This is a genomic window from Methylosinus trichosporium OB3b, assembly GCF_002752655.1.
In the GTDB taxonomy this organism is placed as follows: Bacteria; Pseudomonadota; Alphaproteobacteria; order Rhizobiales; family Beijerinckiaceae; genus Methylosinus; species Methylosinus trichosporium.
This window is the reverse complement of sequence record NZ_CP023737.1, coordinates 1,792,466-1,814,551: the sequence shown is the minus strand read 5'-3', so window position 1 is coordinate 1,814,551 and position 22,086 is coordinate 1,792,466. Positions and strand designations below refer to the sequence as shown.

The window sequence follows — 22,086 nt, the reverse complement described above, 5'->3', positions numbered from 1 at the left end:
AATTCTGATCGATCGAGCGATTCCGTTGGATCGGAAAGCGCTCAGCGTCGACCTCGAGAGTCCGCGACGCCTCGTGTTCAGCCTTCCTCCTGAAGGCGCGCCTGGGCGCAGGCGCGCACCAGCTCATCCTCGTCATCGAGGAAACCCTTCAACATCTCCCGCGGACAGCGTTCCGCGACGGTGAAGCGCACGCGCAAATCCTCGTCGCGCTGCAACGCATGCAGCCGATCCGCAGGCAGACGCTCGGAGACGACGAGGCGAACCATCGGCTCCGGATCCATCACCAGAGCGTGCAGCCGATCTACCGGCATTCGGCGCGCCACCCACCGGCGGACCTCCGGGTCCTCGTCATGGACGGCGACGGCGAGCAGCTCCGGGTCAAGCCGCCGCACGACATGAATGCGCACCAGATATTCAGGGTCGGCATACATAGCGAGCAGCGCGGCGCCCTCGAGCCGATTGGCGACGGCGATGCGCACGCGTGGCTCCGGGTCTTTCGCCAGCGGCGCAATCCGGGACGCCGGCAGCCGCGAGCATACCACGGCGCGAACCTCCGGCTCGGGATCGTTTATCAGCGGCGATAGCCGCATCACGCTCGCGTAGCGCGCGGCCCGAGCCCGCACCTCGAAATAAGCGTGATCCAGATAGGAATCCGCGAGTTCCGAATGCGCGCGAAAGAACAGATCGACGCGTCTCGCGCGCCGATCTCGGACGCAGGACGCCCCTTTCCGACAAAGCCCTTCACGGTTGAGGGCGACATGAGAGCATTCACGACACCGGATCGGGCGTCCGCGCCAATCCAACGGGTCGTCGCTGACAGGTTCGGGTTCTGCGGCCATTTTTTCGCCGTCTGTTGCGTTCGATCAAAATTTCTTTACCGGAATTTCGTGCTTCTGCAAGGCATAGCCGATCTGACGCGGCGTCAGCCCCAAGAGGCGCGCGGCTTTCGCCTTCACCCAGCCCGCTTGCTCCATCGCCTCGATCAGCTTGTCGCGATCCGAGCGCTGGTCGCTCTCCACGGCGCTACAGTTCTCCGCGCCGGGACATGCGCCACCGGGCGATGCGGGAGCCGGCGCGGCCGGCTGCTCTTCCGGCGCGCGCGCTGTCACCGGCTGCCTGGCCGGCGGCGGCGGAGGCGGCCGCGACACGATGGGCAGGGGCGTGAAGCTCGGCGGATGCAGTCCGGCGCCCGCACCCTCGCGTGAGCCATTCCACAACACCGACGAGAGACAGCCATCGTTGCGGCAAGAAAAGTCACGGTCGACGATCGCCTCGCCCCGCGCCAGAGTCGCGGTGCGATAAACGCAGTTCTCGAGCTCGCGAATATTGCCCGGGAAGCTGCACTCCGAGAGCACTTCCATCGCCGAATCCGAAAACGTCAGATGAACATTCTGCTCGGCGTTGAAGCGGCGCAGGAACTCTTTCGCGAGCGGCGCAAGGTCGCCTTTGCGCTCGCGCAGTGGCGGCAGAAAGATCGGCACCACGCTGATGCGATAATAGAGATCGGCGCGGAACTCGCCCTTCTGCACAGCCTCCTCGAGATTGCGATTGGTCGCGCAGACGAAGCGAACGTCGACCTTCATCGTGCGGGCGCCGCCGACCCGCTCGAACTCGCCCTCCTGCAGCACGCGCAGCAGCTTGGCCTGGAACGCCGGGGTGATGTCGCCGATTTCGTCTAGGAACAGCGTCCCTCCGTCGGCCAGCTCGAAGCGCCCTTTGCGTAGCCCCGCCGCGCCGGTGAAGGCGCCCCGCTCATGGCCGAACAATTCCGATTCGAGCACGCTCTCCGGAAGCGCGGCGCAGTTCAGCTTGACGAAAGGCTTGCCGTGACGCGGCGACAGATTGTGGATCGCCGCCGCGAACAATTCCTTGCCGGTGCCGGATTCGCCGCGCAGCAGCACGGTGGATTTGGCTTTGGCGACGATCCGAATCTTCTCCACCACCGCACGCACCGCAGGGCTCTCGCCGACGATGCCCTTGATGTTGTCGTAGCGAGCCGCCTCGCCGTGCAGCACCGGACGCTCGGCCTTTTCGAGCCGGGCCTTCTCCTGCATCAGCCGCTCTCGGTCGCGGGCGATCAGCTTGTGCAGCCGCAGCGTCTGGCCGACCATATTGGCGACCATTGTCAGAAAACGGACGTCATGGTCGAATCGAACCGAGGATCGATTGCCGTAGATGCGGTCGACCGTGAGCGTGCCGACCACCTGCTCGCCGTCCTTGATCGGAACGCCGATCAGCGAGAAAGGCTGGCCGTCGGTCGGCCCCCATTCGGAGAGGTCCGACCCTTCGAACAGCGGCGAGGCCGCGACATTCTCGACCACGAGCGGCATCTTGGTCGCCACGATCTGGCCGACCGCGCGCTCGGGAAGATGCTCGAAGAATTTCTTCGCATTGCCCTCGCTCCATCCCGAGCCCACGACGATCTCCGGATCGCCCTGGGCGTCGAGAAGAGCGATCAGGCCGTGGCGCATGTCGAGAAAGCTCGACAACAGCGCCAACACCCCCGCCAGCGTACGCTCGAGGCGGTTTGGAGAAGCGAGAAGCTTCGATATTTCATAGATTCCGACAAGAGCCGATTCGCTCGGATCGAACGATCGCGCCTGAGCCGTGTTCATGCTGGTTCCAGCTTCGTATCCCATCGACTAGCCTCGAGAGGTGCGCGGGAATCGATAAGTCAGTCTGGAAATCTTAGCAACTAATGTGCCGTTGATGTGGCGAATTCTGCGACGCGCGACGAGACGACGCGGCGCAAAAAATCAGGCAACGCCTTGCGCCAGTTCGAAAATAACCGTCCAACCGACCGCGCCGCTCGGATCGACCCCCTTTAAAATATCCAAGTTTTCCATGCACTTGGCCTTATTCCCTCGCTTGAGCTCGATAAAGCTGAGCGCCTTCAGCGTGTACAGCGCGAAACGTTCCGCGGAGCCGGGCGCCGTTTCTTTCAGCGGCCAGGTGTGGGGATCGGTCGACCAGCCCGCCTGCCGCGTCGCCTCCTCGAGGCCAAGACTGGCCATGGCGAAGGCGACCTCCAGATTCCCCATATAGGTATGAATCTTATAGAGGCAGTAATAGGCCGGAAGCTCCGCCGGCGAGAGCTCCAGCGCCTCGCGGAACAATTGATCGGCTCGTTCGGGGTCGCGACGATAGGCGGCGACGCCTTTTTGCAGCAGCTCGTTGACCGCCGGCGACAGTTCGCCGAAATCGATGATGTCGGATTCGCGCGTGAGATCGTTCATGCGCGCCGCAAGGCAAATGCCGCGCCAATCCCGGCGGCGACGCCCGCCCCCGGCGCGGTCGGCGCAATCTTACGGCTCCCGCCGATCACGTCGCTCGGCGACACAGGAGCAGCGCGTGGCGAAGTGTCGCGTTGTCGACAGCAATGACCACATTTTCCTGACAGTGTAGGCATCTGGACAGATTCCAAACAAACCGCTTTCGTCTCGCAGTATCAAGCAATTACCAACAACGCTGTCGATGGCATGCTTGTTGCGACCCTGGTCCTCGGACACCGCTTCCGCGACAGCGCCGGAGCACTGGCAGACGGATATGTCGCGACTGCGTTCCGCAAGGGTTTGAAACTCTTCGACTCGTGAGGAACCGAACATGGAATCTCTCGTTACCGAAACCGTCGATGTCGGCGGGGCACAAAATATCGACGAAGTGATGCAGAAGGTCGCCGAGCACAAGGGCTGCGGCACCTCGGGCGGCAGCGGCAAGGCGAGCTGCGGCACGGCTGCGGGCGAAAACGATCTTCCGCAGGAAATCTGGGACAAGGTCAAGAACCATCCTTGCTACAGCGAGGAGGCGCATCACCACTACGCCCGCATGCACGTCGCCGTTGCGCCGGCATGCAATATTCAGTGCAACTACTGCAATCGTAAGTATGATTGCGCCAATGAGTCGCGCCCCGGCGTCGTCTCCGAGAAGCTGACGCCCGAGCAGGCTTCCAAGAAGGTGCTCGCAGTCGCTTCGACGATTCCGCAGATGACCGTGCTCGGCATCGCCGGCCCGGGCGACCCGCTCGCCAATCCCGAGAAGACCTTCAAGACCTTCGAGCTGATCGCCAAGACCGCTCCGGACATCAAGCTCTGCTTGTCCACGAACGGCCTCGCTCTGCCCGAGCATGTCGATACGATCGCCAAGTTCAATGTCGATCACGTCACGATCACCATCAACATGGTCGATCCGGACATCGGCGCGCAGATCTATCCGTGGATCTTCTGGAACCGTAAGCGCATCTTCGGCCGCGAGGCCGCCGAGATCCTGACGCAGCACCAGATGCGCGGCCTCGAGATGCTGACCGAGCGCGGCATTCTGTGCAAGGTCAACTCGGTGATGATCCCGGGCATCAACGACAAGCACCTCGTGGAAGTGAACAAGGCCGTCAAGTCGCGCGGCGCGTTCCTGCACAACATCATGCCTCTGATCTCCTCGCCGGAGCACGGCACCGTTTTCGGCCTCAACGGCCAGCGCGGTCCGACGGCTCAGGAGCTGAAGCATCTGCAGGACAGCTGCGAAGGCGAGATGAACATGATGCGCCATTGCCGCCAGTGCCGCGCCGACGCGGTCGGGCTGCTGGGCGAGGATCGCAGCGCCGAGTTCACCACCGACAAGATCATGGCGATGGAAGTCACCTATGATCTCGAGTCTCGCCAGGCCTATCAGGCTCAGGTCGAGATCGAGCGCCAGAAGGTGGCCGCGGCGAAGAACGCCGAGCTCAACACGCTGGCCGGTGAAGGCAATGAGGACGTCAAGATCCTGATCGCCGTCGCCACCAAGGGCTCGGGCCGCGTCAACGAGCACTTCGGCCATGCGAAGGAGTTCCAGATCTACGAGTGCTCGACCAAGGGCGCGAAGTTCATCGGCCATCGCCGCGTCGACCTGTATTGCCAGGGCGGCTATGGCGAGGAGGACAGCCTCGAGACGATCATCCGCGCGATCAACGATTGCACGGCCGTGTTCGTCGCCAAGATCGGCGGCTGCCCGAAGAACGATCTGCTCAAGGCCGGCATCGATCCGGTCGATGAATTCGCTTTCGAGTTCATCGAGCAGTCGGCGATCACCTACTTCAAGCGCTATCTCGACAAGGTGAACAGCGGCGAGATCGTGCATGAGGAGCGCGGTGACGCGACCCTCCGTCAGGGCGCCTTCATCACGGCCTGACGCGGAAAGCCAATAGCGTCCGCCGACGGCGAAGCGGAGCTTCGGTGCTCGGCGGACGCGAAATCGATGCATCGGTAGACGACCCGATGCCGGCAACAGCTCGATGGAGGAGCAAGCAGATGACCTATAAGATCGTTGCTTCGCAATGCACGTCCTGCTCGGCGTGCGAGGCGGAGTGTCCCAATGTGGCGATTTCCGAGAAGAACGGAACCTTCGTCATCAATCCGAAGAAGTGCACCGAGTGCATCGGCTATTTCGATGTGCCGCAATGCGTCGCGGTCTGCCCGGTCGACGACACCTGCGTCATCGACACGTCGCTTCCGCGTTATCAGGCTGCTGGGGGCGCGGCATGAATATCCAATTCACTCCTGCCGCGGAAAAGTTCATCCGCCGTCTCGTCATGTTCGACGGCGGTCCCGGCTATGGTCTGAGCCTCATGGTCTCCCCGGGCGGCTGCTCGGGCATGTCCGCCGAGTTTTCGGTCCAGCCGGCGCCGCGCGAAGGCGAGCAGGCGTTCGACTTCCCGAGCTTCAAGCTGTTTCTGCCTGCGCAGAGCCGGCTGCTGCTCGATGGTGTGACGATCGACTTCAAGGAGACCGCGACCTCCACCGGTTTCTCCTTCATCGATCCCAAGGCGAAGGCGTGCGGTTGCTCGTCGACGCAGCAGACTGTCGTCGAGCTGCCGGACATGACCGTGGCGTGAGTGAATAGGGACGCTTCATGTTGACCGGAGATGGCGCTGTCGGCAATCAAGCTTTCGATCCGGGCGCGGACGAGATCCTCTCTTCACCCGTGTTCGGCGCCGGCTTGCCGCCGGAAGCGGAGCGCCATCTCCGGGAAGCGGCGCTCACCTATCACCTCGACGATGTCGCCGAGCAGCATTTGTTCGAAGCGCGGCGCATTGCGCCGACGCATGTCGCAGTGTTGATCGGCCTCTATCGTTTTTATTTCTACAAGACCCGTCTCGAGGAAACGCTCGAGATCGCCAAGAGCTGCCTGACGCGTGCGGCGATCGATAATTCGCTGCCGCTTGACTGGCGTGAGGTGCGCCCGGGCGACGCCAATTTCGCTTCATATGACGCGGTGCTGCCGCGTTTCTTCATGTTCGTGTTGAAGGGCTACGCCTATCTGCAGCTGCGGCTCGGCGAATATGCGGAGGGCCGCGAGGCCGCCAATAAGCTGCTGGAGCTGGATCCGACCGACAAGGTCGGCGCGACCCTTCTCATCTCCGTTCTCGATGGAATGGAGGCAGAGGATGTCGACTGACGAAATCGATGAAGCCATAGACTGGCTCGGCGAGCCGGTGCACTGCGAAACCTGCCCGCACAATGCGCTTCTCGAGCAGGAAAAGTGCAGGCCGCTGCGCGCCTGCCTGTTCGATCGCTATGCGCGCAGAATCGATCGATTTTTCGACTGGAACCCCGAGATCGCGCGCCACTATCTGCAGCATCCGTATTTCGAGGTGCGCGCCTGCGCGGCGAAGGCCGCCGAGATCTTCCTGCTGCCGGCGATGCTGGACGATCCCGAAGAGGCGGTGCGATGGAGCGCCGCGCGGCGGCTGCCGAACCGTTACCTGCTCAAGCTGCGCAATGATCCGCATCGCGAGGTGCGCATCCGCGTGGCGCACCGGCTCGATCCGATCGACCTGCTGCCGATGATCGAGGACCGCGACTATTACGTGCGTCAGGTGGTCGCCCGCCGCATCGCTCCCGATCTGCTGATCTTGATGATCGACGACAGCGACATCGAGGTCCGCCGCGTCGTCGCGCAACGGATTGCGCCCCAGGCGTTGAAGCGAATGACCGCCGACAGCGACCCTGAGGTTCGTTATGAGGCGGCGCAGCGAATAGAGCCGGCGCAACTCGGCGATCTCGTCGACGATACCGACTGGCGCGTGCGCTATGAAGCGGCGCGACGCGGCGAATTAAAGGACATTGGCCGCCTCGTCGCCGACGCAGATCCGATTGTTCGCGAGACCGCCGAGGCGCGGCTCGGCGTCACTGCCGACGGCTCACGCAAATCGCAGACTTACGAGCTCAATCACACGCATGTCGAGGAACGGCTATGAGCAATATCAACCGTGACGACGGCTCCGTCGAGCTGAACGATCCTCCGGCCTTCAACTATGGCGAAAAGGTCAGGTCGAAGAAGCATGTCCGCAATGACGGCACCTTCGCGGGCAAGGATGTCGGCGATATTCTCGTCAAGAAGGGCGAGATCGGCTATGTGAGCAGCATCGGCACATTCTTGCAGCAGTTCTACATCTATGGCGTCGAATTCGTCGAGACCGGCTATAAGGTCGGCATGCGCAAGAAAGAGCTGGAGCCGGTCGAGGTCGTGGCGGAAGAGGCAAAAAAATGAGTGTTCGCTACGATTGGGGGATGCGCGTTCGCGCGACCGTCGATTTGTTCAATGATGGCTCTCACCCCGGGCATGAGCCCCAAGCACTGCTGGTGAAGGCCGGCGATCCCGGCGAGATTGTTCAGATCGGCGAGCATGTCGAGACGGATACGCCGATCTACATCGTCGAATTCGCTCAGAATCTGGTCGTCGGCTGCCTCCAGGACGAGATCGAGCCGGTCTAGCCGGGCTGTGACGTCGCGCTTATGCGGTATGAAGATTGCTTTTCCAAGCTTGTCAATTCAACCAGCGAGGCGCGACGTGAAAGTCATGATCCGTAGAGGCTCCGATGGGGTGCTTTCGGCCTATGTGCCGAAGAAAGATTTGGAGGAGCCGATCGTCGAACAGCAAAACCCCCAATTGTGGGGCGGCACGGTCACTCTCGCGAACGGCTGGGTTCTGCAACTTCCGGAGATGGCCGCCGAAACCTCGCTGCCGATTACGGTCGAAGCCAAGCGACTGAGTGGAGATTGATCATGAGCATCGCGTTGGAGCTGTTCGAAGCCATCGACGCGACGCTCGCGACCGCGGCGGCCGACCCGGCGGCCGTCGCGGCCCTGCGCAAGATTGCGCCTGGCGTCCATGCGATTCGCTGCGACAAGACCGACATTCAAGACGAGACGCCCTTCCGCAGCTACGAGAATTGCGATCTGTTCCTGATCGACGGTCGCGATCATTGCGTGAAGATCACTTCCGACCCGACGGTCGCGACGGGCTTGGTAGTGGCGCCGAAAAGGTGAGCGAATGCAAACGAGCACTTTGCCGTTGAACGATCCAGACCTCGTCCAGAGCGATCTGGACCTGGTCATCGAAACGCTCACCTCGCCCCGCCTTTCGGCCGGGCCGGTGGTGGAGCAGTTCGAGGCGGAATTCGCCAAATATCTCGGCCGCAAACATGCGATCGCGGTGTCGAGCGGAACGATCGGGCTGATGCTGATCCTGCGCGCCTACGGGATCGGTCCCGGCGACGAGGTTGTCGCCTCTGCGCATTCATTCCGCGAGACGACACATGCGATTGCGCTTTCGGGCGCACGACCGGTGTTCGCCGACATCGACTATTGGGCGGGAACGCTCGAGCCCGACAAGGCCGAGAAGGTCGTCACCGAGCGGACAAAGGCGATCGTCGCGGGCAACACCAATGGGCATCCCGCGCCTTGGGACGCGTTTCGTCAACTCGCCGAAACCAAGAAGATCGCATTGTTCGAGGATTCGACCGAGGCGATCGGCTCGGTCTACAAGGGCAGGCTGGTCGGCTCCTTCGGCGATTGCGCGGTGTTCGACTTTTCGCAGCCGAGCGTGCTCGCCTGCGGCGAAGGCGGAATGATCGTCACCGACGACGATGACAAAGCGTCGATCATTCGCAACCTTCGCAGCCGTCGCATCCAGGAGCGGTCGTCGGTCGTTCTCGGCGCCCATCCGCCGATGCAGGCGGGAATGAGCGATATCACTGCCGCGCTCGGCCTCGCTCAATTCCGGCGGCTCGAGCTGCTGCTGGCGCGGCGCACGCGCGTCGAACGGTGGTATTACGAATATGTGAAATCGTTCGAAGGCATCAAGGACCCCTATATCGGCCCTGACGTCGAAGAGGTGCATTGGTTTTTGTATGTCGTGCATCTCGGCACGCGCTTCTCGCGCTCCAGCCGCGACGCCATCATCGAGGACCTGCACACCGAGAAGATCGAAGCCGCCGCCTATTCGCATCCATTGCATCTGCAGCGTTATTATTTCGATCTCGGCTATCGTCGTGGCAATTTCTTCGTCACAGAGAAGGTGGCGGATCGCGCCGTTGCGCTTCCCTTTCATGCGCATCTCACCGAAAATCAGATCGCCTTCATCGTCGGCACGATGAAAGACGCGTCGATCAATATCGGCGCAGGCGCCGCGATCTATCTCTGAGCGTCAGCGCGGACGACGCAGTCGCAGCTTTGTCATTGTCGAAAAGCCGACGCGTTGCGACAGCAGCGCGTCGGCTTGCTCGCCTTCGGGCGGCGCCGGCGTAAATTCCGGTTTTTATGTCGGTTTCAACACGCTGGAGCGGCGCTGGCGAGACTCCGATCGCCGATCTGGAGTGGTTCGAAACTTGCTCCTGGCTCCTTGTGAGGACCATGGCATTGGCAAGGAGGACAAGCGACATGCCGGTACTGACCATTCTGCCGTCAGGCAAAACCATCGAGGCCGAGCAGGGCAGCAGACTTCTGGACGCGATCATCGCTGCCGGAGAATCGATCATGAGCAAGTGCAGCGGCGAGGCGAAATGCGGCACCTGCCACGTCTTTGTCCAGGAGGGCAAGAAGAGCATGTCCAAGGCGACTCGCGCCGAAAACGAAAGGCTCGACTCGATCGTCGGCGTCGGCTCCAAGTCGCGTCTCGCCTGCCAAACCAATTTTGGAACCGAAAATGTGACGGTCGAGCTTCTCGGCTTCGACTCGGGTCGCTGAATCTGGAAGGAGAATCACAATGAGCGAGAAGACTGTCGTCATTCATGTGCGCTTCTATTCGGATGGTTCGGTCTCGGAGATCGGCGAACGCCCGATGAGCCTGTCTGGCCAGCAATGGTTCGACAAGCTGACCAACACCTATGCGATGGACTACATGGCGCTCACGGGCGGGCGGGGGGCGTTCAAGCTGACGCCCGAGGAGCTCGACACGGTGAAAGCCGCGGCGCTGCAATAATTGAAAAACCGGGTTCGGTGAGAGGAGACTACAAGTGCTGAGCGCAATCGAAACGGGCCTCGAGCGCGGCCTCGTGATTCCCTATCTCGGACCCGGCGTTTTGGCGCTGGCGCGCGAAGGGGCTTCGGTGCCCGCGTCGCCCGAGGATTTGGTTGGTCATCTGACCACACTGGCAACCGTGCCGCACAAGATTCGCAACAATCTCACTGCGGCCGCGCAATATATCGAGAACTTCAAACATCGTAAGACCGTGGTCGCTGCGATGGCGAAGGCTTTCGCACATCCGACCGAGCCGAGCGCGCTGCACAATTGGATCGCGTCGCTTCCGCAACTGCCGTTGCTCGTTCATGCTTGGTATGACGATCTTCCGCAAAAGGCGCTCGCAGTGCGCAGCAATTGGGGGCAGGTGCAAGGAGTCTCCCAAGCTGAACATTTCGGCTATTGGGTCGACTATTTCCGTCCCGACGGATCGATGGTGAAGAAAAAGGACTTCGTGCAGGACGGATCGGGAGCAAAAGCCCCTGCCGAAGCGCCCGATGAAACACTCACTTGGTCCACGCTGCTCTATCAACCCATCGGCTCGGTGACGCCCGCGGCGAACTACATCATCTCGGATTCGGATTATGTCGAAGTTCTGACAGAGATCGACATTCAAACGCCGATCCCGGAAGTGGTCCAATCGGTTCGCAAGGGCCGTAATTTTCTGTTCCTCGGTTGCCGCTTTACGACGCAGATCGAGCGCAGCTTCGCGCGGCAGATCATGAAGCGTTCGAGCGACGTCCATTGGGCTGTGATCGAAGGACCGCTGACCAAAAACGAAGCGAAGTTCATCAAAGAGCAGAATATCGAACGGATCGATATGCCGCTGGCGGATTTCTTCGCGAAGCTGTCCGGCGGCGCGGCGAGTGTGAAGACGGCGGATGCAGCCGCCTGAGCTCCGCTCACCGTGACGACGATGGACGACAAGGAACGACAATGCTCGAAGACCTTCCGGTAGTGTTCAAATACCACGTGTTCACCTGCTTTCAGCAGCGACCGCCCGGACATCCGCGCGGCAGCTGCACGACCTCGGGTGCGAAACCTTTATGGGATCGTCTACAAGCCAAGCTCGGCGCCCAGCCGTTGCCGGACGTGTCAATGACGGCGACCGCATGCTTGGGCTTTTGCCGCGCGGGTCCGCTGATGGTCGTGTATCCGCAAGGTGTCTGGTATGCGCCGCGCACTCCGGAGGATATCGATGAGATCGTGCAGTCGCATTTCATTGAAGGCAATCCGGTCGAAAGGCTGATCATCGTGCCGCAGCTGTGAACTTCAACAGCGTCGAAACAAACAACGCCCGCGTGAGAGCGCGGGCGTTGTTTGTTTTGGGCTCGACAGACCGACAATTGGGAACGGAGACGAAAAAAGCCCGACATCGCGTGCGACATCGGGCTCGGCGAGGACTGCCTCGGTGAAATGTCAGCCGATGATGGTCAACGGAATGGAGACGCCCTGACGTCGCCCGAGCAGCACGTCGACCTTCTGTCGCACGAACTCGACCGTGAGCGGCTTGACGAAGTAGCCATGCGCGCCGGCCGCTTGCGCTTCCTTGCCAAAACCATTCTGCAGGGAGTCGACCACGACGAGGGTCTTGGCGCCCGGCATCTTCTGCGGGATTTCCGCGAGCACCGGAAGGCCCGCGGCCTTCACGACCTGTTCCGACAAGATCACGAGATCCGGCTTCATCGTCTCGGATTTAGTGAAAGCTTCCGCGAGGCTCGTGACCTCATGCGTCTCATATTCGTCATGCAGCATGAATTGAAGCGCCGCACGGATGATCTCATCGTCATCGACGACGAAGATCCTTTTGTTCTCGACCGCGCGGGCCGTTTCGACGCCGATCTGCATCTCGTCTTCTCCGGGGTTGCGTGTCCAAAACATAGCAATTGGTATGCCGGATTGGGGCGCAGAACGGACAACGGCGTCGGATTTGCGTCTCGCGATTTCGTTACCGCCGCCGAACCAAGCCCTTCGTCCGATTCCGCGCATGACTGTCGGCTTTGACACACGTGTTCAACTCGGTCCCCGGTCTAGGCTGAAATCGCGTTTTATCAATAGGATGTACGTGTTGTCAGGGCTTGGCACGCCGCTTGCGACACTGGGAGCGCAAGGCGAGTGGCTGCGGAATTGGGCGGCCCCGATCCCAAGGGGGCGATCCGCAACCGGCGCCGGGCTCGGTCGGTAACGACGACTTCGGCTTCGTGCGCAGGGCGCGCCGATCGCAAAGAAACGGTATCTTAAGGAGACAGAAATGTCAGAACTTCGACAGATCGCGTTCTACGGCAAGGGCGGTATTGGCAAGTCGACGACTTCCCAGAACACCCTGGCCGCTCTCGCCCAGCAGGGCAAGAAGATCCTCATCGTCGGCTGCGACCCCAAGGCTGACTCGACCCGCCTGATCCTGCACGCCAAGGCCCAGGACACCATCCTGTCGCTCGCGGCCGAGGCCGGTTCGGTCGAGGACCTCGAGATCGAGGACGTCATGAAGATCGGCTTCATGGACATCCGCTGCGTCGAGTCCGGTGGTCCGGAGCCGGGCGTCGGCTGCGCCGGCCGCGGCGTCATCACCTCGATCAACTTCCTCGAGGAGCAGGGCGCTTATGACGGCGTGGACTACGTCTCCTACGACGTGCTCGGCGACGTGGTCTGCGGCGGCTTCGCTATGCCGATCCGTGAGAACAAGGCCCAGGAAATCTACATCGTCATGTCCGGCGAGATGATGGCCATGTATGCCGGCAACAACATCTCCAAGGGCATTCTGAAGTATGCCAACTCCGGCGGCGTGCGCCTGGGCGGGCTGGTCTGCAACGAGCGCCAGACCGACAAGGAGTACGAGCTGGCGGAGTCTCTCGCCAAAAAGCTCGGCACCCAGCTCATCTATTTCGTGCCGCGCGACAATATCGTTCAGCACGCCGAGCTGCGCCGCATGACGGTCGTCGAGTACGCTCCCGACTCCACGCAGGCCGGCCACTACCGTAACCTGGCCGAGAAGGTTCATGCGAACAAGGGCAACGGCATCATCCCGACCCCGATCACCATGGACGAGCTCGAAGACCTGCTCATGGAGCACGGCATCATGAAGGCCGTCGACGAGTCGCAGGTCGGCAAGACCGCTGCGGACCTCGCCGCGATCGCGTAATCCGTTTGAAAGCACGCGACCCGGCCTCATACGGGGCCGGGTCGATCTTTCAAGCACGTCCAATTAAAAAAGGGGTGGCGACATGAGCCTTGCTCAACCCGAATCCATCGAGGACATCAAGGCGCGCAATAAAGCGCTGATCAAGGAAGTCCTCGAAGTTTATCCCGAAAAGACCGCCAAGCGCCGCGCGAAGCACCTCAACACGTTCGAGGATGGCAAGCCGGATTGCGGCGTCAAGTCCAACATCAAGTCGATCCCCGGCGTGATGACGATCCGTGGCTGCGCGTACGCCGGTTCGAAGGGCGTGGTGTGGGGTCCGATCAAGGACATGATCCACATCAGCCACGGCCCGGTGGGCTGCGGCCAGTATTCCTGGGCGTCGCGCCGCAACTACTACATCGGCACGACGGGCATCGACACCTTCGTGACGATGCAGTTCACGTCGGACTTCCAGGAGAAGGACATCGTGTTCGGCGGCGACAAGAAGCTCGCCAAGCTGATCGACGAGATCCAGGAGCTGTTCCCGCTGAACAAGGGCATCTCCGTGCAGTCCGAGTGCCCGATCGGCCTCATCGGCGACGACATCGAGGCTGTCTCCAAGGCGAAGACCAAAGAGTACAACGGCCACACGATCGTTCCGGTGCGCTGCGAAGGCTTCCGCGGCGTTTCGCAGTCGCTCGGCCACCATCTGGCCAACGACGCGATCCGCGACTGGGTGTTCGACAAGATGGAAGGCAAGCCGGCCCTGTTCGAGCCGACGCCTTACGACGTTGCGATCATCGGCGACTACAACATCGGCGGCGACGCGTGGTCTTCGCGCATCCTGCTCGAGGAGATGGGTCTGCGCGTGGTTGCGCAGTGGTCGGGCGACGGCACGATCGCCGAGCTCGAGGCGACGCCTCGCGCCAAGCTCAACGTGCTGCACTGCTACCGCTCGATGAACTACATCTCCCGTCACATGGAAGAGAAGTACGGGGTTCCGTGGGTCGAGTACAACTTCTTCGGACCGTCCAAGATCGAGGAGTCGCTGCGTAAGATCGCCAGCCACTTCGACGACAAGATCAAGGAAGGCGCCGAGCGCGTCATCGCCAAATATCGTCCGCTGATGGACGCGGTGATCGCGAAGTACCGTCCGCGTCTTGAGGGCAAGAAGGTCATGCTGTTCGTCGGCGGTCTCCGTCCGCGTCACGTGATCGGCGCCTATGAGGACCTCGGCATGGAGATCGTCGGCACGGGCTATGAGTTCGGCCACAACGACGATTATCAGCGCACGACCCATTATGTGAAGGACGGCACGCTGATCTATGACGACGTGACCGGCTACGAGTTCGAGAAGTTTGTCGAGAAGATCCAGCCGGATCTGGTCGGCTCGGGCATCAAGGAGAAGTACGTCTTCCAGAAGATGGGCGTGCCCTTCCGCCAGATGCACAGCTGGGATTACTCGGGCCCGTATCACGGTTATGACGGCTTCGCGATCTTCGCTCGCGACATGGACATGGCGATCAATTCGCCGGTCTGGAAATTCGCCAAGGCGCCTTGGGCGGCTTGATCGACTGAGAGTCAAACGCTCTCTGTGCGAACGGGGTTCGCCCCGTTCGCATTCGGGAGGGCCGATGTCGGATCGCCGACTTTGGTCTTCGAGAGCGGGCGCTCGCGGACAACGAGGGGAACCGACATGCCACAGAATGCAGAAAATGTTCTCGACCATTTCAATCTATTCCGTCAGCCGGAATACATCGAGCTGTTCGAGAGAAAGAAGAAAGAGTTCGAGAATCATGTCGCCGACTCCGAGGTCGAGCGCGTGAAGGATTGGGCCAAGACCAAGGAATATCAGGACAAAAACTTCGCTCGTGAGGCTCTGACCGTCAACCCCGCGAAGGCCTGCCAGCCGCTCGGCGCGGTTTTCGCCTCGCTCGGGTTCGAGAGCACGATTCCGTTCGTGCATGGTTCGCAGGGCTGCGTCGCTTATTATCGCTCGCACTTCTCGCGCCACTTCAAGGAGCCGACGTCTTGCGTCTCCTCCTCGATGACCGAAGACGCGGCGGTGTTCGGCGGCCTCAACAATATGATCGACGGCCTCGCCAACACCTACAATATGTATAAGCCGAAGATGATCTCCGTCTCTACCACCTGCATGGCGGAAGTCATCGGCGACGACCTGAACGCCTTCATCAAGACGTCGAAGGACAAGGGCTCCGTTCCGATGGAGTACGACGTTCCGTTCGCGCACACTCCCGCTTTCGTCGGCAGCCACGTCACCGGCTACGACAATGTGATGAAGGGCATTGTCGATCACTTCTGGAACGGCAAGGCCGGCACTGCGCCCAAGCTCGAGCGCGTTCCGAACGAGAAGATCAACTTCATCGGCGGCTTCGACGGCTATGTGGTCGGCAACATTCGCGAAGTGAAGCGCATGTTCGACTCGATGGGCGTCGAATACACGATCCTCGGCGATCCGAGCGACGTGTGGGATACGCCGACCGACGGCGAGTTCCGCATGTATGACGGCGGCACGACGCTCGAAGACGCGGCCAACGCGATCCACGCCAAGGCGACCTTCTCGATGCAGCACTTCTCCACGGAGAAGACTCTGCCGCTCATCGCCGCCAGCGGCCAGGACACCTATTCCTTCCATCATCCGATTGGCGTTCGCGGCACCGACGAGTTCCTGATGAAGGTCTCGGAGGTCACCGGCAAGCCGATCTCGAAGGAGCTGACTAAGGAGCGCGGCCGCCTGGTCGATGCGATCGCCGACTCTTCCGCGCATTTGCACGGCAAGCGTTACGCGATCTACGGCGATCCGGATCTCTGCTACGGCCTGTCCGCCTTCCTGCTCGAGCTCGGCGCCGAGCCGATCACCGTGCTGGCGTCCAACGGCGGCAAGCTCTGGGAAGAGAAGATGAACGCGCTGTTCGCCTCCTCGCCCTTCGGCAAGAACTGCAAGTGCTATCCCGGTAAGGATCTCTGGCACATGCGTTCGCTGCTGTTCACGGAGCCGGTCGACTTCCTGATCGGCAACACCTACGGCAAATATCTCGAGCGTGACACCGGCACTCCGCTGCTGCGCATCGGCTTCCCGATTTTCGATCGCCATCACTATCACCGTTATCCGGTGTGGGGCTATCAGGGCGGCCTGAATGTTCTGGTGTGGCTGCTCGACAAGGTGTTCGAGGAGACCGATCGCAACACGATCGTTCCCGCCAAGTCGGACTATAGCTTCGACATCATTCGCTGATTGCGACACTTCCGCCGGGCCGCGTTGCGTTTTGGCCCGGCGGAACAACAAGAACACGAGCCTAGTCGATCAGGTCGATCGCGGCGCCGGCGCTGATATGCGCGAGTGTGGGACGCGATGGCCGTCGCAGGAGGTGCCACATGAGCGCTGTTTCCGCAAAAATTCAGGACGTCTTCAACGAGCCCGGTTGCGACAAGAACAAGGGCAAATCCGAAAAAGAACGTAAGAAGGGCTGCACGAAGCAGCTGGCGCCCGGCGCCGCGGCCGGCGGTTGTGCTTTCGACGGCGCGAAGATCGCGCTTCAGCCGATCACCGACGTCGCCCATCTCGTTCACGGCCCCATCGCCTGCGAAGGCAATTCCTGGGACAACCGCGGGGCCAAGACCTCGGGTTCCAGCCTCTACCGAACCGGTTTCACCACCGACATTTCCGAGACGGATGTCGTCTTCGGCGGGGAGAAGCGCCTCTACAAGTCGATCAAGGAAATCATCGACAAATACAACCCGCCGGCGGTGTTCGTCTATCAGACCTGCGTGCCTGCGATGATCGGCGATGACATCGACGCCGTGTGCAAGGCCGCCAGCAAGAAATTCGACAAGCCCGTCATACCGGTCAACTCGCCTGGTTTTGTCGGTCCGAAGAACCTCGGCAATAAGCTCGCGGGTGAAGCGATCCTCGATCATGTGATCGGAACCGAGGAGCCCGAGTATACGACTCCTTACGACATCAACATCATCGGCGAATATAATCTCGCCGGCGAGTTGTGGCAGGTGAAGCCGCTGCTCGACGAGCTCGGCATTCGCATTCTCGCCTGCATTTCGGGCGACGCCAAATATAAGGAAGTCGCCTATTCCCATCGCGCCAAAGCGTCGATGATGGTCTGTTCCAAGGCGATGATCAACGTCGCCCGCAAGATGGAAGAGCGCTACGACATCCCCTTCTTCGAGGGGTCGTTCTATGGCATCGGCGATATGAGCGATTCGTTGCGCGAAATTGCGCGGCTGCTCATTGAGCGCGGGGCGCCCGCGGAACTGATGGATCGCACCAACGCGGTGATCGAGCGCGAGGAAGCGCGAGCGTGGGAGCGCATTGCGCCTTATCGGGATCGTCTGCTCGGGAAGAAAGTATTGCTCATCACCGGTGGCGTGAAGTCCTGGTCGGTGGTGGCGGCGCTGCAAGAGGCCGGCTTGGAGCTGGTGGGCACCAGCGTGAAAAAGTCCACCAAGGAAGACAAGGAGCGCATCAAGGAGCTCATGGGGCAAGACGCCCATATGATCGACGATATGACTCCGCGTGAAATGTTCAAAATGCTCCGGGACGCGCAAGCCGATATCATGCTCTCCGGCGGTCGCTCCCAGTTCATCGCGCTCAAGGCCAAAATGCCTTGGCTCGACATTAATCAGGAACGTCATCACGCCTATGCGGGCTATGAGGGCATGGTCGAGCTGGTGCAAGAGATCGACAAGGCGCTCTACAATCCCGTGTGGGAGCAGGTGAGGCGGCCCCCTCCGTGGCAGGAAAAAACGTGGGAAGAGCGGGCGAATGAGGCGATCGCGGCGGAAGCCGCCGCCCTCGCCGCGGATCCGGTCATGGCCGAGGCGGCTCGTCGTGAGAAACGCGTCTGCAAATGTCACAATGTGAACGTCGGCGCGCTCGAGGATGCGATTCGGGACGGCAAGCTGACGAGCGTCGAGGCTGTCGGCGCCGCCACTCATGCCGGAACCGGCTGCGGCGGTTGCCAAGGCACGATAGAGACGATGCTCGACGCCGCCAACGCGAGTGGCGCGGTTCCTGCTTCCTTGGCGGCGTGAGGTGCCGTCATGGCGAAGGTCGAAGTCACAAAGAAAGCTTGCGCGGTCAATCCGCTCAAGATGAGCCAGCCGATCGGAGGCGCGCTCGCCTTCATGGGTGTGCAGGGTTGCATGCCGCTGCTGCACGGTTCGCAAGGCTGCACATCATTTGGGCTGGTGCTGTTCGTTCGTCACTTCAAGGAAGCGATTCCGCTGCAGACGACCGCGATGAGCGAAGTCGCCACCGTGCTCGGCGGGCTCGAGAATGTCGAGGAGGCGATCGTCAATATCGCCAAACGCGCGAAACCCGAAGTGATCGGCATCTGCTCCACCGGCGTCACCGAAACGAAGGGCGATGACGTCGACGGCTACATTCAACTGGTTCGGCAGCGGCATCCCGAGCTCGATCACATGGGCATCGTCTATGTGTCGACGCCAGACTTCAAGGATGCGTTTCAGGACGGTTGGGAGAAGGCTGTCGCCAAGTTGATCGAAGTCTTCGTTCCGAAGAACGATGGTCCCGTTCAACGTGCGCCGCAGCGCGTCAATGTGCTGCCCGGCTGCCATCTGACGCCGGGCGATATCGACGAGCTGCGTGACATCATCGAGGCTTTTGGGTTGGAGCCCGCGTTTCTGCCGGATCTCTCGGGTTCGCTGGACGGTCACCTGCCCGAAGATTTTACCCCCACGACGCTCGGCGGGACCTCGCGCGAGACTATGGCGGCGATGGGCTCGGCCGCATGGACTATCGCCGTCGGCGAGCAGATGCGTCTCGCTGCGACAACGCTCGAAAAACGAACGGGAGTTCCGTTTGTCTTGTTCGATCGGCTGACAGGACTCGCTCCCAACGACGAGCTGATGGGCTTTCTCGCGCGCATTAGCGGTCGACCGGTTCCAACGAAGCTGAAGCGTCAAAGAGGGCAACTCGTCGACGCCATGCTCGATGGTCACTTCCATTTCGGCGGCAAGAATATCGCCGTCGGCGCGGAGCCGGATCTGCTCTATGCGATCGGGTCCTGGCTGACAGAAATGGGGGCTCATCTACAGGCGGCCGTGACGACAACGCATTCTCCCGTGCTCGAGAAATTGGCGATCGATGAAGTTCTGATCGGCGATCTCGAAGATTTGGAGATCCGCGGCAAGGGCGCCGATCTGCTGATGACGCATTCGCATGGGCGGCAGGCTTCAGAGCGTCTCGGCGTTCCGTTGTTCCGGCTCGGCCTGCCGAATTTCGATCGGCTCGGCGCGGGGCATGAGCTGACGGTCGGTTATCGTGGCACGCGCACGCTGATCTTCACCGTCGGCAATATGTTCATCGCGCAAACGCATGAACCAAATCCCGATACCTGGCGTCAATCGGAAGAAGACGTCCATCATTTCGGCGGCGAGGCCGAGCGTGAGCTCGTGCAGCTGGCGCCGGTGGCCTGACCAGTGAGGAGGGCAGCATGAAAGTCGCATTCGCCACACAGGACCTCGAACGGGTCGACGCCCATTTCGGCTGGGCCAAGAACATCGCCATCTACGAACTGACGGCCGAGGGCTACAGTCTGGTCGAGTCGATCGCCTTTACCGGCGATCTTCAGGAAGACGGCAACGAGGACAAGCTGCAGCCGAAGCTCGACGCGGTCAAAGACTGTGCGATTCTCTATGTCGCCGCAATTGGCGGTTCAGGCGCCGCGCGTGTCGTCGCTCAGGGCATTCATCCGATGAAGGTCCCGCAGCCCGAGAGCATCGTCGACCTGTTGGAGAAGCTCAAGGTCGTGCTGCAAGGCGCTCCGCCGCCGTGGCTGCGGAAGGTCATGACCAAGGGCAAAGAGAGAAGTTTCGACTTCGAGGAAGAGGCTGCAAATGGCTGAGACCGAGACCATCACCCCGAGCGACGCTGAAAATTGCGTCTTCATCAAAGAGCTGATCAAGCAGTGGCGCGCGCAGGACACGCACGGCACGTGGGACAATAAGAAAGATCTCGATCTCCTGAAGCCGTATATCGTCGACAAGGAAGCTCGCAAGCAGATTCCAATGATCGGCGATCCGGATCCGGAAACGATCTGGCGGCTCGAGCTGTTCTACAGCGCGGTGGGCCTCGCGATCGAGCGCGCTTCGGGCGTCATGGTTCAGCCGATGATGAAGATGAGCCATGAAGGTTTCGGCCGTCAGGTGCTGATCGCCGGGCGCCTGATCGTCGTCAACAAGCAGCTGCGAGACGTGCATCGCTTCGGTTTCGAGACGCTCGAGAAGCTCGCCGACGAAGGAACGAAGTTGGTCGCCGCCGGGGTCGAAATGATCGAGAAATTCCCCGACGTGGCGCGCTACTGAGACGGAAAGGGAACCGACTATGAGCTCCGTCGACGAGCTGAAGGCCGAGATCAAGAAGCTCTCCGCCAAAGCGACCAATATGAAGATGAACTTGCACGACCTTTCGGAAGAACTGCCGATCAATTGGACCAGCATTCTTTCGATCGCGCAAGAAACACATGACGCCTATGCGGCGTTGGAGGCCGCTCGGCAGAAGCTCAAGGAACTGGAGACAGCGTGATGGGAGCTTTCAAGACGAGAGGCGGCGCCGACTGGACGCCGTCTTATCTCACCGACATCAATCCTGCGACCTGCATCGGCTGTGGCCGATGCTTCAAGGTCTGCCCGCAGAACGTCATGGCGCTGTATGGCGTCGACGCCGACAGCAACATCCTCGGCATCGTCACCGATGACGACGACGATGATTTCGATGGTGAGCTCAATCGCAAGATCATGAAGGTCGAGCGGGAGCAGGATTGCATCGGCTGCTCGGCGTGCGCGAAGGTCTGTCCCAAAGACTGTCAGACGCACGTGCCGGTCGATCAGATCGGCGCCTGACACAATGGCCTTCCTCTCCGACGATCGACGTTCGGAGATCGGCGCCGCCACGCCGGAGTTGGACGCGGCCGCGCTCTACCTCAGGCTGCGCGCTCGCCCTGGTGAACGGCAGGCGCTCGACCCGTTCACGGGGCATGTCTTTGCTTGCATGCTAGCGATCTGCTTGTCGGAGACGCTGGCGCAGGGTGCGGATGTAGGGCCCGCTATGGGGCTGGCGCGGGCTGAGCTGCGCCGGCTCGTCGCCGCTTGGGCGCCGGAGGCCGAGCGCTATATAGATTTCGACTCGGAACCGGAAGCGATTGTTCTGGACGAGGAAGAGGATCAAATTCTTCAATTGTTGCAGCGCTATCGCTCCGATTCGTCCGAAGAGACGAGCTGGATCGCGGCGATCGTGACCAAACGGTCGATGTCGCCTCGTCATTTATGGCAGGATCTCGGGCTCGGCGCGCGGGAGGATCTCGGCCGCTTGATGGCCGAACGATTCCCCGGGCTGGCGGCGCGCAACTCCAATCACATGAAATGGAAGAAGTTCTTCTATCGCTCGTTATGCGAGCTGGAGGGCTTTGTCCTTTGTTCTTCGCCGACGTGTCGCGAATGCAGCGATTTCCATGATTGCTTCGGCGACGAGAGCGGCGAGAGCGCGCTTGCGAGGCTCGGGCGCCCGGGTCCGCGCGAGAACTGACCCCTTTATCTTCCCATGCGAATAGACCAGCTCGCGCTGTCTCGAGGTCGAGTGCAGCGACGTTTTTCGGCGCTCTGAGCCAATCATGTTCGATCTCGGACAATGTGGGTTA

Annotated in this window: 28 protein-coding genes and 1 pseudogene; 24 read left to right on the top strand and 5 right to left on the bottom strand. The window is 61.1% G+C overall.

What is annotated here, in order from left to right; translation table 11 throughout:
- Window positions 1–77: 77 nt before the first annotated feature.
- From CQW49_RS25565 to CQW49_RS08820, 4 genes and pseudogenes are all read right to left on the bottom strand, one after another.
- Window positions 78–479, bottom strand: a complete 402-nt coding sequence (locus CQW49_RS25565; RefSeq protein ID WP_244441389.1) for a hypothetical protein — start codon at window positions 477–479, stop codon at window positions 78–80.
- A 228-nt stretch (window positions 480–707) separates the two neighbouring features.
- A pseudogene (locus CQW49_RS26335) lies at window positions 708–839 on the bottom strand (4Fe4S-binding leucine-rich repeat protein); the annotation flags it as partial.
- 24 nt (window positions 840–863) lie between these two features.
- A complete protein-coding gene (gene nifA, locus CQW49_RS08825; protein ID WP_040566497.1) occupies window positions 864–2,615 on the bottom strand; it encodes a nif-specific transcriptional activator NifA in 1,752 nt (583 codons plus the stop codon).
- 141 nt (window positions 2,616–2,756) lie between these two features.
- Complete coding sequence (locus tag CQW49_RS08820) at window positions 2,757–3,236, bottom strand: tetratricopeptide repeat protein (protein WP_004448251.1); 480 nt, start codon at window positions 3,234–3,236, stop codon at window positions 2,757–2,759.
- Between the two features lie 367 nt (window positions 3,237–3,603).
- On the opposite strand from CQW49_RS08820, the gene nifB reads away from it, so the two are divergent.
- The 14 genes from nifB to CQW49_RS08750 all read left to right on the top strand — a co-directional run bounded on the left by nifB (window position 3,604) and on the right by CQW49_RS08750 (window position 11,544).
- Window positions 3,604–5,163: a nitrogenase cofactor biosynthesis protein NifB gene (nifB, locus tag CQW49_RS08815; RefSeq protein ID WP_004448252.1), complete on the top strand. Its 1,560-nt coding sequence runs from the start codon at window positions 3,604–3,606 to the stop codon at window positions 5,161–5,163.
- A gap of 119 nt (window positions 5,164–5,282) precedes the next feature.
- Entirely contained in the window at window positions 5,283–5,516 is a 234-nt protein-coding gene (locus CQW49_RS08810) for a 4Fe-4S dicluster domain-containing protein (protein WP_004448253.1), read from the top strand.
- Window positions 5,513–5,866 carry a HesB/IscA family protein gene (locus CQW49_RS08805; RefSeq protein WP_004448254.1) on the top strand — a complete coding sequence of 118 codons (354 nt, stop codon included), beginning with the start codon at window positions 5,513–5,515 and terminating at the stop codon, window positions 5,864–5,866. Before CQW49_RS08810 ends, CQW49_RS08805 begins: the two co-directional genes overlap by 4 nt.
- A 17-nt stretch (window positions 5,867–5,883) precedes the next feature.
- Window positions 5,884–6,429, top strand: coding sequence for a tetratricopeptide repeat protein (locus CQW49_RS08800; RefSeq protein ID WP_004448256.1), 546 nt, complete (start codon window positions 5,884–5,886; stop codon window positions 6,427–6,429).
- On the top strand, window positions 6,419–7,231 hold the full coding sequence (locus CQW49_RS08795) for a 4Fe4S-binding leucine-rich repeat protein (RefSeq protein ID WP_004448258.1): 813 nt from the start codon (window positions 6,419–6,421) through the stop codon (window positions 7,229–7,231). The genes CQW49_RS08800 and CQW49_RS08795 overlap by 11 nt, the downstream gene beginning before the upstream one ends.
- Window positions 7,228–7,524, top strand: a complete 297-nt coding sequence (locus tag CQW49_RS08790; RefSeq protein WP_004448259.1) for a nitrogen fixation protein NifZ — start codon at window positions 7,228–7,230, stop codon at window positions 7,522–7,524. The genes CQW49_RS08795 and CQW49_RS08790 overlap by 4 nt, the downstream gene beginning before the upstream one ends.
- Window positions 7,521–7,748: a nitrogen fixation protein NifZ gene (locus tag CQW49_RS08785; protein WP_004448260.1), complete on the top strand. Its 228-nt coding sequence runs from the start codon at window positions 7,521–7,523 to the stop codon at window positions 7,746–7,748. The genes CQW49_RS08790 and CQW49_RS08785 overlap by 4 nt, the downstream gene beginning before the upstream one ends.
- Window positions 7,749–7,824: 76 nt before the next feature.
- On the top strand, window positions 7,825–8,037 hold the full coding sequence (nifT, locus tag CQW49_RS08780; RefSeq protein WP_004448261.1) for a putative nitrogen fixation protein NifT: 213 nt from the start codon (window positions 7,825–7,827) through the stop codon (window positions 8,035–8,037).
- A 2-nt stretch (window positions 8,038–8,039) separates the two neighbouring features.
- Window positions 8,040–8,303 (top strand): hypothetical protein, encoded by a 264-nt coding sequence (locus CQW49_RS08775; protein ID WP_004448262.1) that lies wholly within the window; start codon window positions 8,040–8,042, stop codon window positions 8,301–8,303.
- Between the two features lie 4 nt (window positions 8,304–8,307).
- Window positions 8,308–9,459 carry a DegT/DnrJ/EryC1/StrS family aminotransferase gene (locus CQW49_RS08770; RefSeq protein WP_004448263.1) on the top strand — a complete coding sequence of 384 codons (1,152 nt, stop codon included), beginning with the start codon at window positions 8,308–8,310 and terminating at the stop codon, window positions 9,457–9,459.
- 236 nt (window positions 9,460–9,695) lie between these two features.
- The gene (locus CQW49_RS08765) at window positions 9,696–10,001 is read left to right on the top strand and encodes a 2Fe-2S iron-sulfur cluster-binding protein (protein ID WP_004448264.1); all 306 of its coding nucleotides are present in this window, start codon (window positions 9,696–9,698) and stop codon (window positions 9,999–10,001) included.
- A 19-nt stretch (window positions 10,002–10,020) separates the two neighbouring features.
- Window positions 10,021–10,236, top strand: a complete 216-nt coding sequence (locus CQW49_RS08760; RefSeq protein ID WP_004448265.1) for a hypothetical protein — start codon at window positions 10,021–10,023, stop codon at window positions 10,234–10,236.
- Between the two features lie 34 nt (window positions 10,237–10,270).
- Complete coding sequence (locus CQW49_RS08755) at window positions 10,271–11,170, top strand: SIR2 family NAD-dependent protein deacylase (RefSeq protein WP_004448266.1); 900 nt, start codon at window positions 10,271–10,273, stop codon at window positions 11,168–11,170.
- 41 nt (window positions 11,171–11,211) lie between these two features.
- Window positions 11,212–11,544, top strand: a complete 333-nt coding sequence (locus CQW49_RS08750) for a (2Fe-2S) ferredoxin domain-containing protein (RefSeq protein WP_004448269.1) — start codon at window positions 11,212–11,214, stop codon at window positions 11,542–11,544.
- A 150-nt stretch (window positions 11,545–11,694) separates the two neighbouring features.
- Here CQW49_RS08750 and CQW49_RS08745 read toward each other — a convergent pair whose 3' ends face one another.
- Complete coding sequence (locus tag CQW49_RS08745) at window positions 11,695–12,123, bottom strand: response regulator (RefSeq protein WP_004448270.1); 429 nt, start codon at window positions 12,121–12,123, stop codon at window positions 11,695–11,697.
- Between the two features lie 403 nt (window positions 12,124–12,526).
- Here CQW49_RS08745 and nifH point away from each other — a divergent pair, with 403 nt between their 5' ends.
- The 10 genes from nifH (at window position 12,527) to CQW49_RS08695 (ending at window position 21,974) form a co-directional block, all read left to right on the top strand.
- A complete protein-coding gene (gene nifH / locus CQW49_RS08740) occupies window positions 12,527–13,414 on the top strand; it encodes a nitrogenase iron protein (RefSeq protein WP_004448271.1) in 888 nt (295 codons plus the stop codon).
- A gap of 82 nt (window positions 13,415–13,496) precedes the next feature.
- Complete coding sequence (gene nifD / locus CQW49_RS08735) at window positions 13,497–14,963, top strand: nitrogenase molybdenum-iron protein alpha chain (RefSeq protein WP_004448274.1); 1,467 nt, start codon at window positions 13,497–13,499, stop codon at window positions 14,961–14,963.
- A 126-nt stretch (window positions 14,964–15,089) separates the two neighbouring features.
- Window positions 15,090–16,649, top strand: coding sequence for a nitrogenase molybdenum-iron protein subunit beta (gene nifK, locus CQW49_RS08730; protein WP_004448275.1), 1,560 nt, complete (start codon window positions 15,090–15,092; stop codon window positions 16,647–16,649).
- Window positions 16,650–16,789: 140 nt separating this feature from the next.
- Window positions 16,790–18,460 (top strand): nitrogenase iron-molybdenum cofactor biosynthesis protein NifE, encoded by a 1,671-nt coding sequence (nifE, locus tag CQW49_RS08725; protein WP_004448276.1) that lies wholly within the window; start codon window positions 16,790–16,792, stop codon window positions 18,458–18,460.
- Between the two features lie 9 nt (window positions 18,461–18,469).
- Window positions 18,470–19,867: a nitrogenase iron-molybdenum cofactor biosynthesis protein NifN gene (nifN, locus tag CQW49_RS08720; protein WP_004448277.1), complete on the top strand. Its 1,398-nt coding sequence runs from the start codon at window positions 18,470–18,472 to the stop codon at window positions 19,865–19,867.
- 17 nt (window positions 19,868–19,884) lie between these two features.
- Complete coding sequence (nifX, locus tag CQW49_RS08715; protein ID WP_004448278.1) at window positions 19,885–20,295, top strand: nitrogen fixation protein NifX; 411 nt, start codon at window positions 19,885–19,887, stop codon at window positions 20,293–20,295.
- Window positions 20,288–20,755, top strand: a complete 468-nt coding sequence (locus tag CQW49_RS08710) for a NifX-associated nitrogen fixation protein (RefSeq protein WP_004448279.1) — start codon at window positions 20,288–20,290, stop codon at window positions 20,753–20,755. The genes nifX and CQW49_RS08710 overlap by 8 nt, the downstream gene beginning before the upstream one ends.
- A gap of 19 nt (window positions 20,756–20,774) precedes the next feature.
- Window positions 20,775–20,975 carry a CCE_0567 family metalloprotein gene (locus tag CQW49_RS08705; protein ID WP_004448280.1) on the top strand — a complete coding sequence of 67 codons (201 nt, stop codon included), beginning with the start codon at window positions 20,775–20,777 and terminating at the stop codon, window positions 20,973–20,975.
- Window positions 20,975–21,292, top strand: coding sequence for a ferredoxin III, nif-specific (gene fdxB / locus CQW49_RS08700; protein WP_004448281.1), 318 nt, complete (start codon window positions 20,975–20,977; stop codon window positions 21,290–21,292). Before CQW49_RS08705 ends, fdxB begins: the two co-directional genes overlap by 1 nt.
- A 4-nt stretch (window positions 21,293–21,296) precedes the next feature.
- Window positions 21,297–21,974, top strand: coding sequence for a nitrogen fixation protein NifQ (locus tag CQW49_RS08695; protein WP_004448283.1), 678 nt, complete (start codon window positions 21,297–21,299; stop codon window positions 21,972–21,974).
- The last annotated feature ends 112 nt before the right edge of the window (window positions 21,975–22,086 follow it).

What these genes read in the sequence shown, in the direction of transcription:
- CQW49_RS08795 (WP_004448258.1), top strand. Translation starts at nt 6,419, where the DNA reads ATGTCGACTGACGAAATCGATGAAGCCATAGACTGGCTCGGCGAGCCG.
- CQW49_RS08770 (WP_004448263.1), top strand. Translation starts at nt 8,308, where the DNA reads ATGCAAACGAGCACTTTGCCGTTGAACGATCCAGACCTCGTCCAGAGC.
- nifA (WP_040566497.1), bottom strand. Translation starts at nt 2,615, where the DNA reads ATGAACACGGCTCAGGCGCGATCGTTCGATCCGAGCGAATCGGCTCTT.
- CQW49_RS08810 (WP_004448253.1), top strand. Translation starts at nt 5,283, where the DNA reads ATGACCTATAAGATCGTTGCTTCGCAATGCACGTCCTGCTCGGCGTGC.
- CQW49_RS08800 (WP_004448256.1), top strand. Translation starts at nt 5,884, where the DNA reads ATGTTGACCGGAGATGGCGCTGTCGGCAATCAAGCTTTCGATCCGGGC.
- nifD (WP_004448274.1), top strand. Translation starts at nt 13,497, where the DNA reads ATGAGCCTTGCTCAACCCGAATCCATCGAGGACATCAAGGCGCGCAAT.
- CQW49_RS08695 (WP_004448283.1), top strand. Translation starts at nt 21,297, where the DNA reads ATGGCCTTCCTCTCCGACGATCGACGTTCGGAGATCGGCGCCGCCACG.
- fdxB (WP_004448281.1), top strand. Translation starts at nt 20,975, where the DNA reads ATGGGAGCTTTCAAGACGAGAGGCGGCGCCGACTGGACGCCGTCTTAT.
- CQW49_RS08775 (WP_004448262.1), top strand. Translation starts at nt 8,040, where the DNA reads ATGAGCATCGCGTTGGAGCTGTTCGAAGCCATCGACGCGACGCTCGCG.
- nifK (WP_004448275.1), top strand. Translation starts at nt 15,090, where the DNA reads ATGCCACAGAATGCAGAAAATGTTCTCGACCATTTCAATCTATTCCGT.
- CQW49_RS08760 (WP_004448265.1), top strand. Translation starts at nt 10,021, where the DNA reads ATGAGCGAGAAGACTGTCGTCATTCATGTGCGCTTCTATTCGGATGGT.
- CQW49_RS08705 (WP_004448280.1), top strand. Translation starts at nt 20,775, where the DNA reads ATGAGCTCCGTCGACGAGCTGAAGGCCGAGATCAAGAAGCTCTCCGCC.
- CQW49_RS08745 (WP_004448270.1), bottom strand. Translation starts at nt 12,123, where the DNA reads ATGCAGATCGGCGTCGAAACGGCCCGCGCGGTCGAGAACAAAAGGATC.
- nifN (WP_004448277.1), top strand. Translation starts at nt 18,470, where the DNA reads ATGGCGAAGGTCGAAGTCACAAAGAAAGCTTGCGCGGTCAATCCGCTC.
- CQW49_RS08710 (WP_004448279.1), top strand. Translation starts at nt 20,288, where the DNA reads ATGGCTGAGACCGAGACCATCACCCCGAGCGACGCTGAAAATTGCGTC.
- CQW49_RS08790 (WP_004448259.1), top strand. Translation starts at nt 7,228, where the DNA reads ATGAGCAATATCAACCGTGACGACGGCTCCGTCGAGCTGAACGATCCT.
- nifH (WP_004448271.1), top strand. Translation starts at nt 12,527, where the DNA reads ATGTCAGAACTTCGACAGATCGCGTTCTACGGCAAGGGCGGTATTGGC.
- nifX (WP_004448278.1), top strand. Translation starts at nt 19,885, where the DNA reads ATGAAAGTCGCATTCGCCACACAGGACCTCGAACGGGTCGACGCCCAT.
- nifE (WP_004448276.1), top strand. Translation starts at nt 16,790, where the DNA reads ATGAGCGCTGTTTCCGCAAAAATTCAGGACGTCTTCAACGAGCCCGGT.
- CQW49_RS08785 (WP_004448260.1), top strand. Translation starts at nt 7,521, where the DNA reads ATGAGTGTTCGCTACGATTGGGGGATGCGCGTTCGCGCGACCGTCGAT.
- nifB (WP_004448252.1), top strand. Translation starts at nt 3,604, where the DNA reads ATGGAATCTCTCGTTACCGAAACCGTCGATGTCGGCGGGGCACAAAAT.
- CQW49_RS08765 (WP_004448264.1), top strand. Translation starts at nt 9,696, where the DNA reads ATGCCGGTACTGACCATTCTGCCGTCAGGCAAAACCATCGAGGCCGAG.
- CQW49_RS08805 (WP_004448254.1), top strand. Translation starts at nt 5,513, where the DNA reads ATGAATATCCAATTCACTCCTGCCGCGGAAAAGTTCATCCGCCGTCTC.
- CQW49_RS08750 (WP_004448269.1), top strand. Translation starts at nt 11,212, where the DNA reads ATGCTCGAAGACCTTCCGGTAGTGTTCAAATACCACGTGTTCACCTGC.
- CQW49_RS08820 (WP_004448251.1), bottom strand. Translation starts at nt 3,236, where the DNA reads ATGAACGATCTCACGCGCGAATCCGACATCATCGATTTCGGCGAACTG.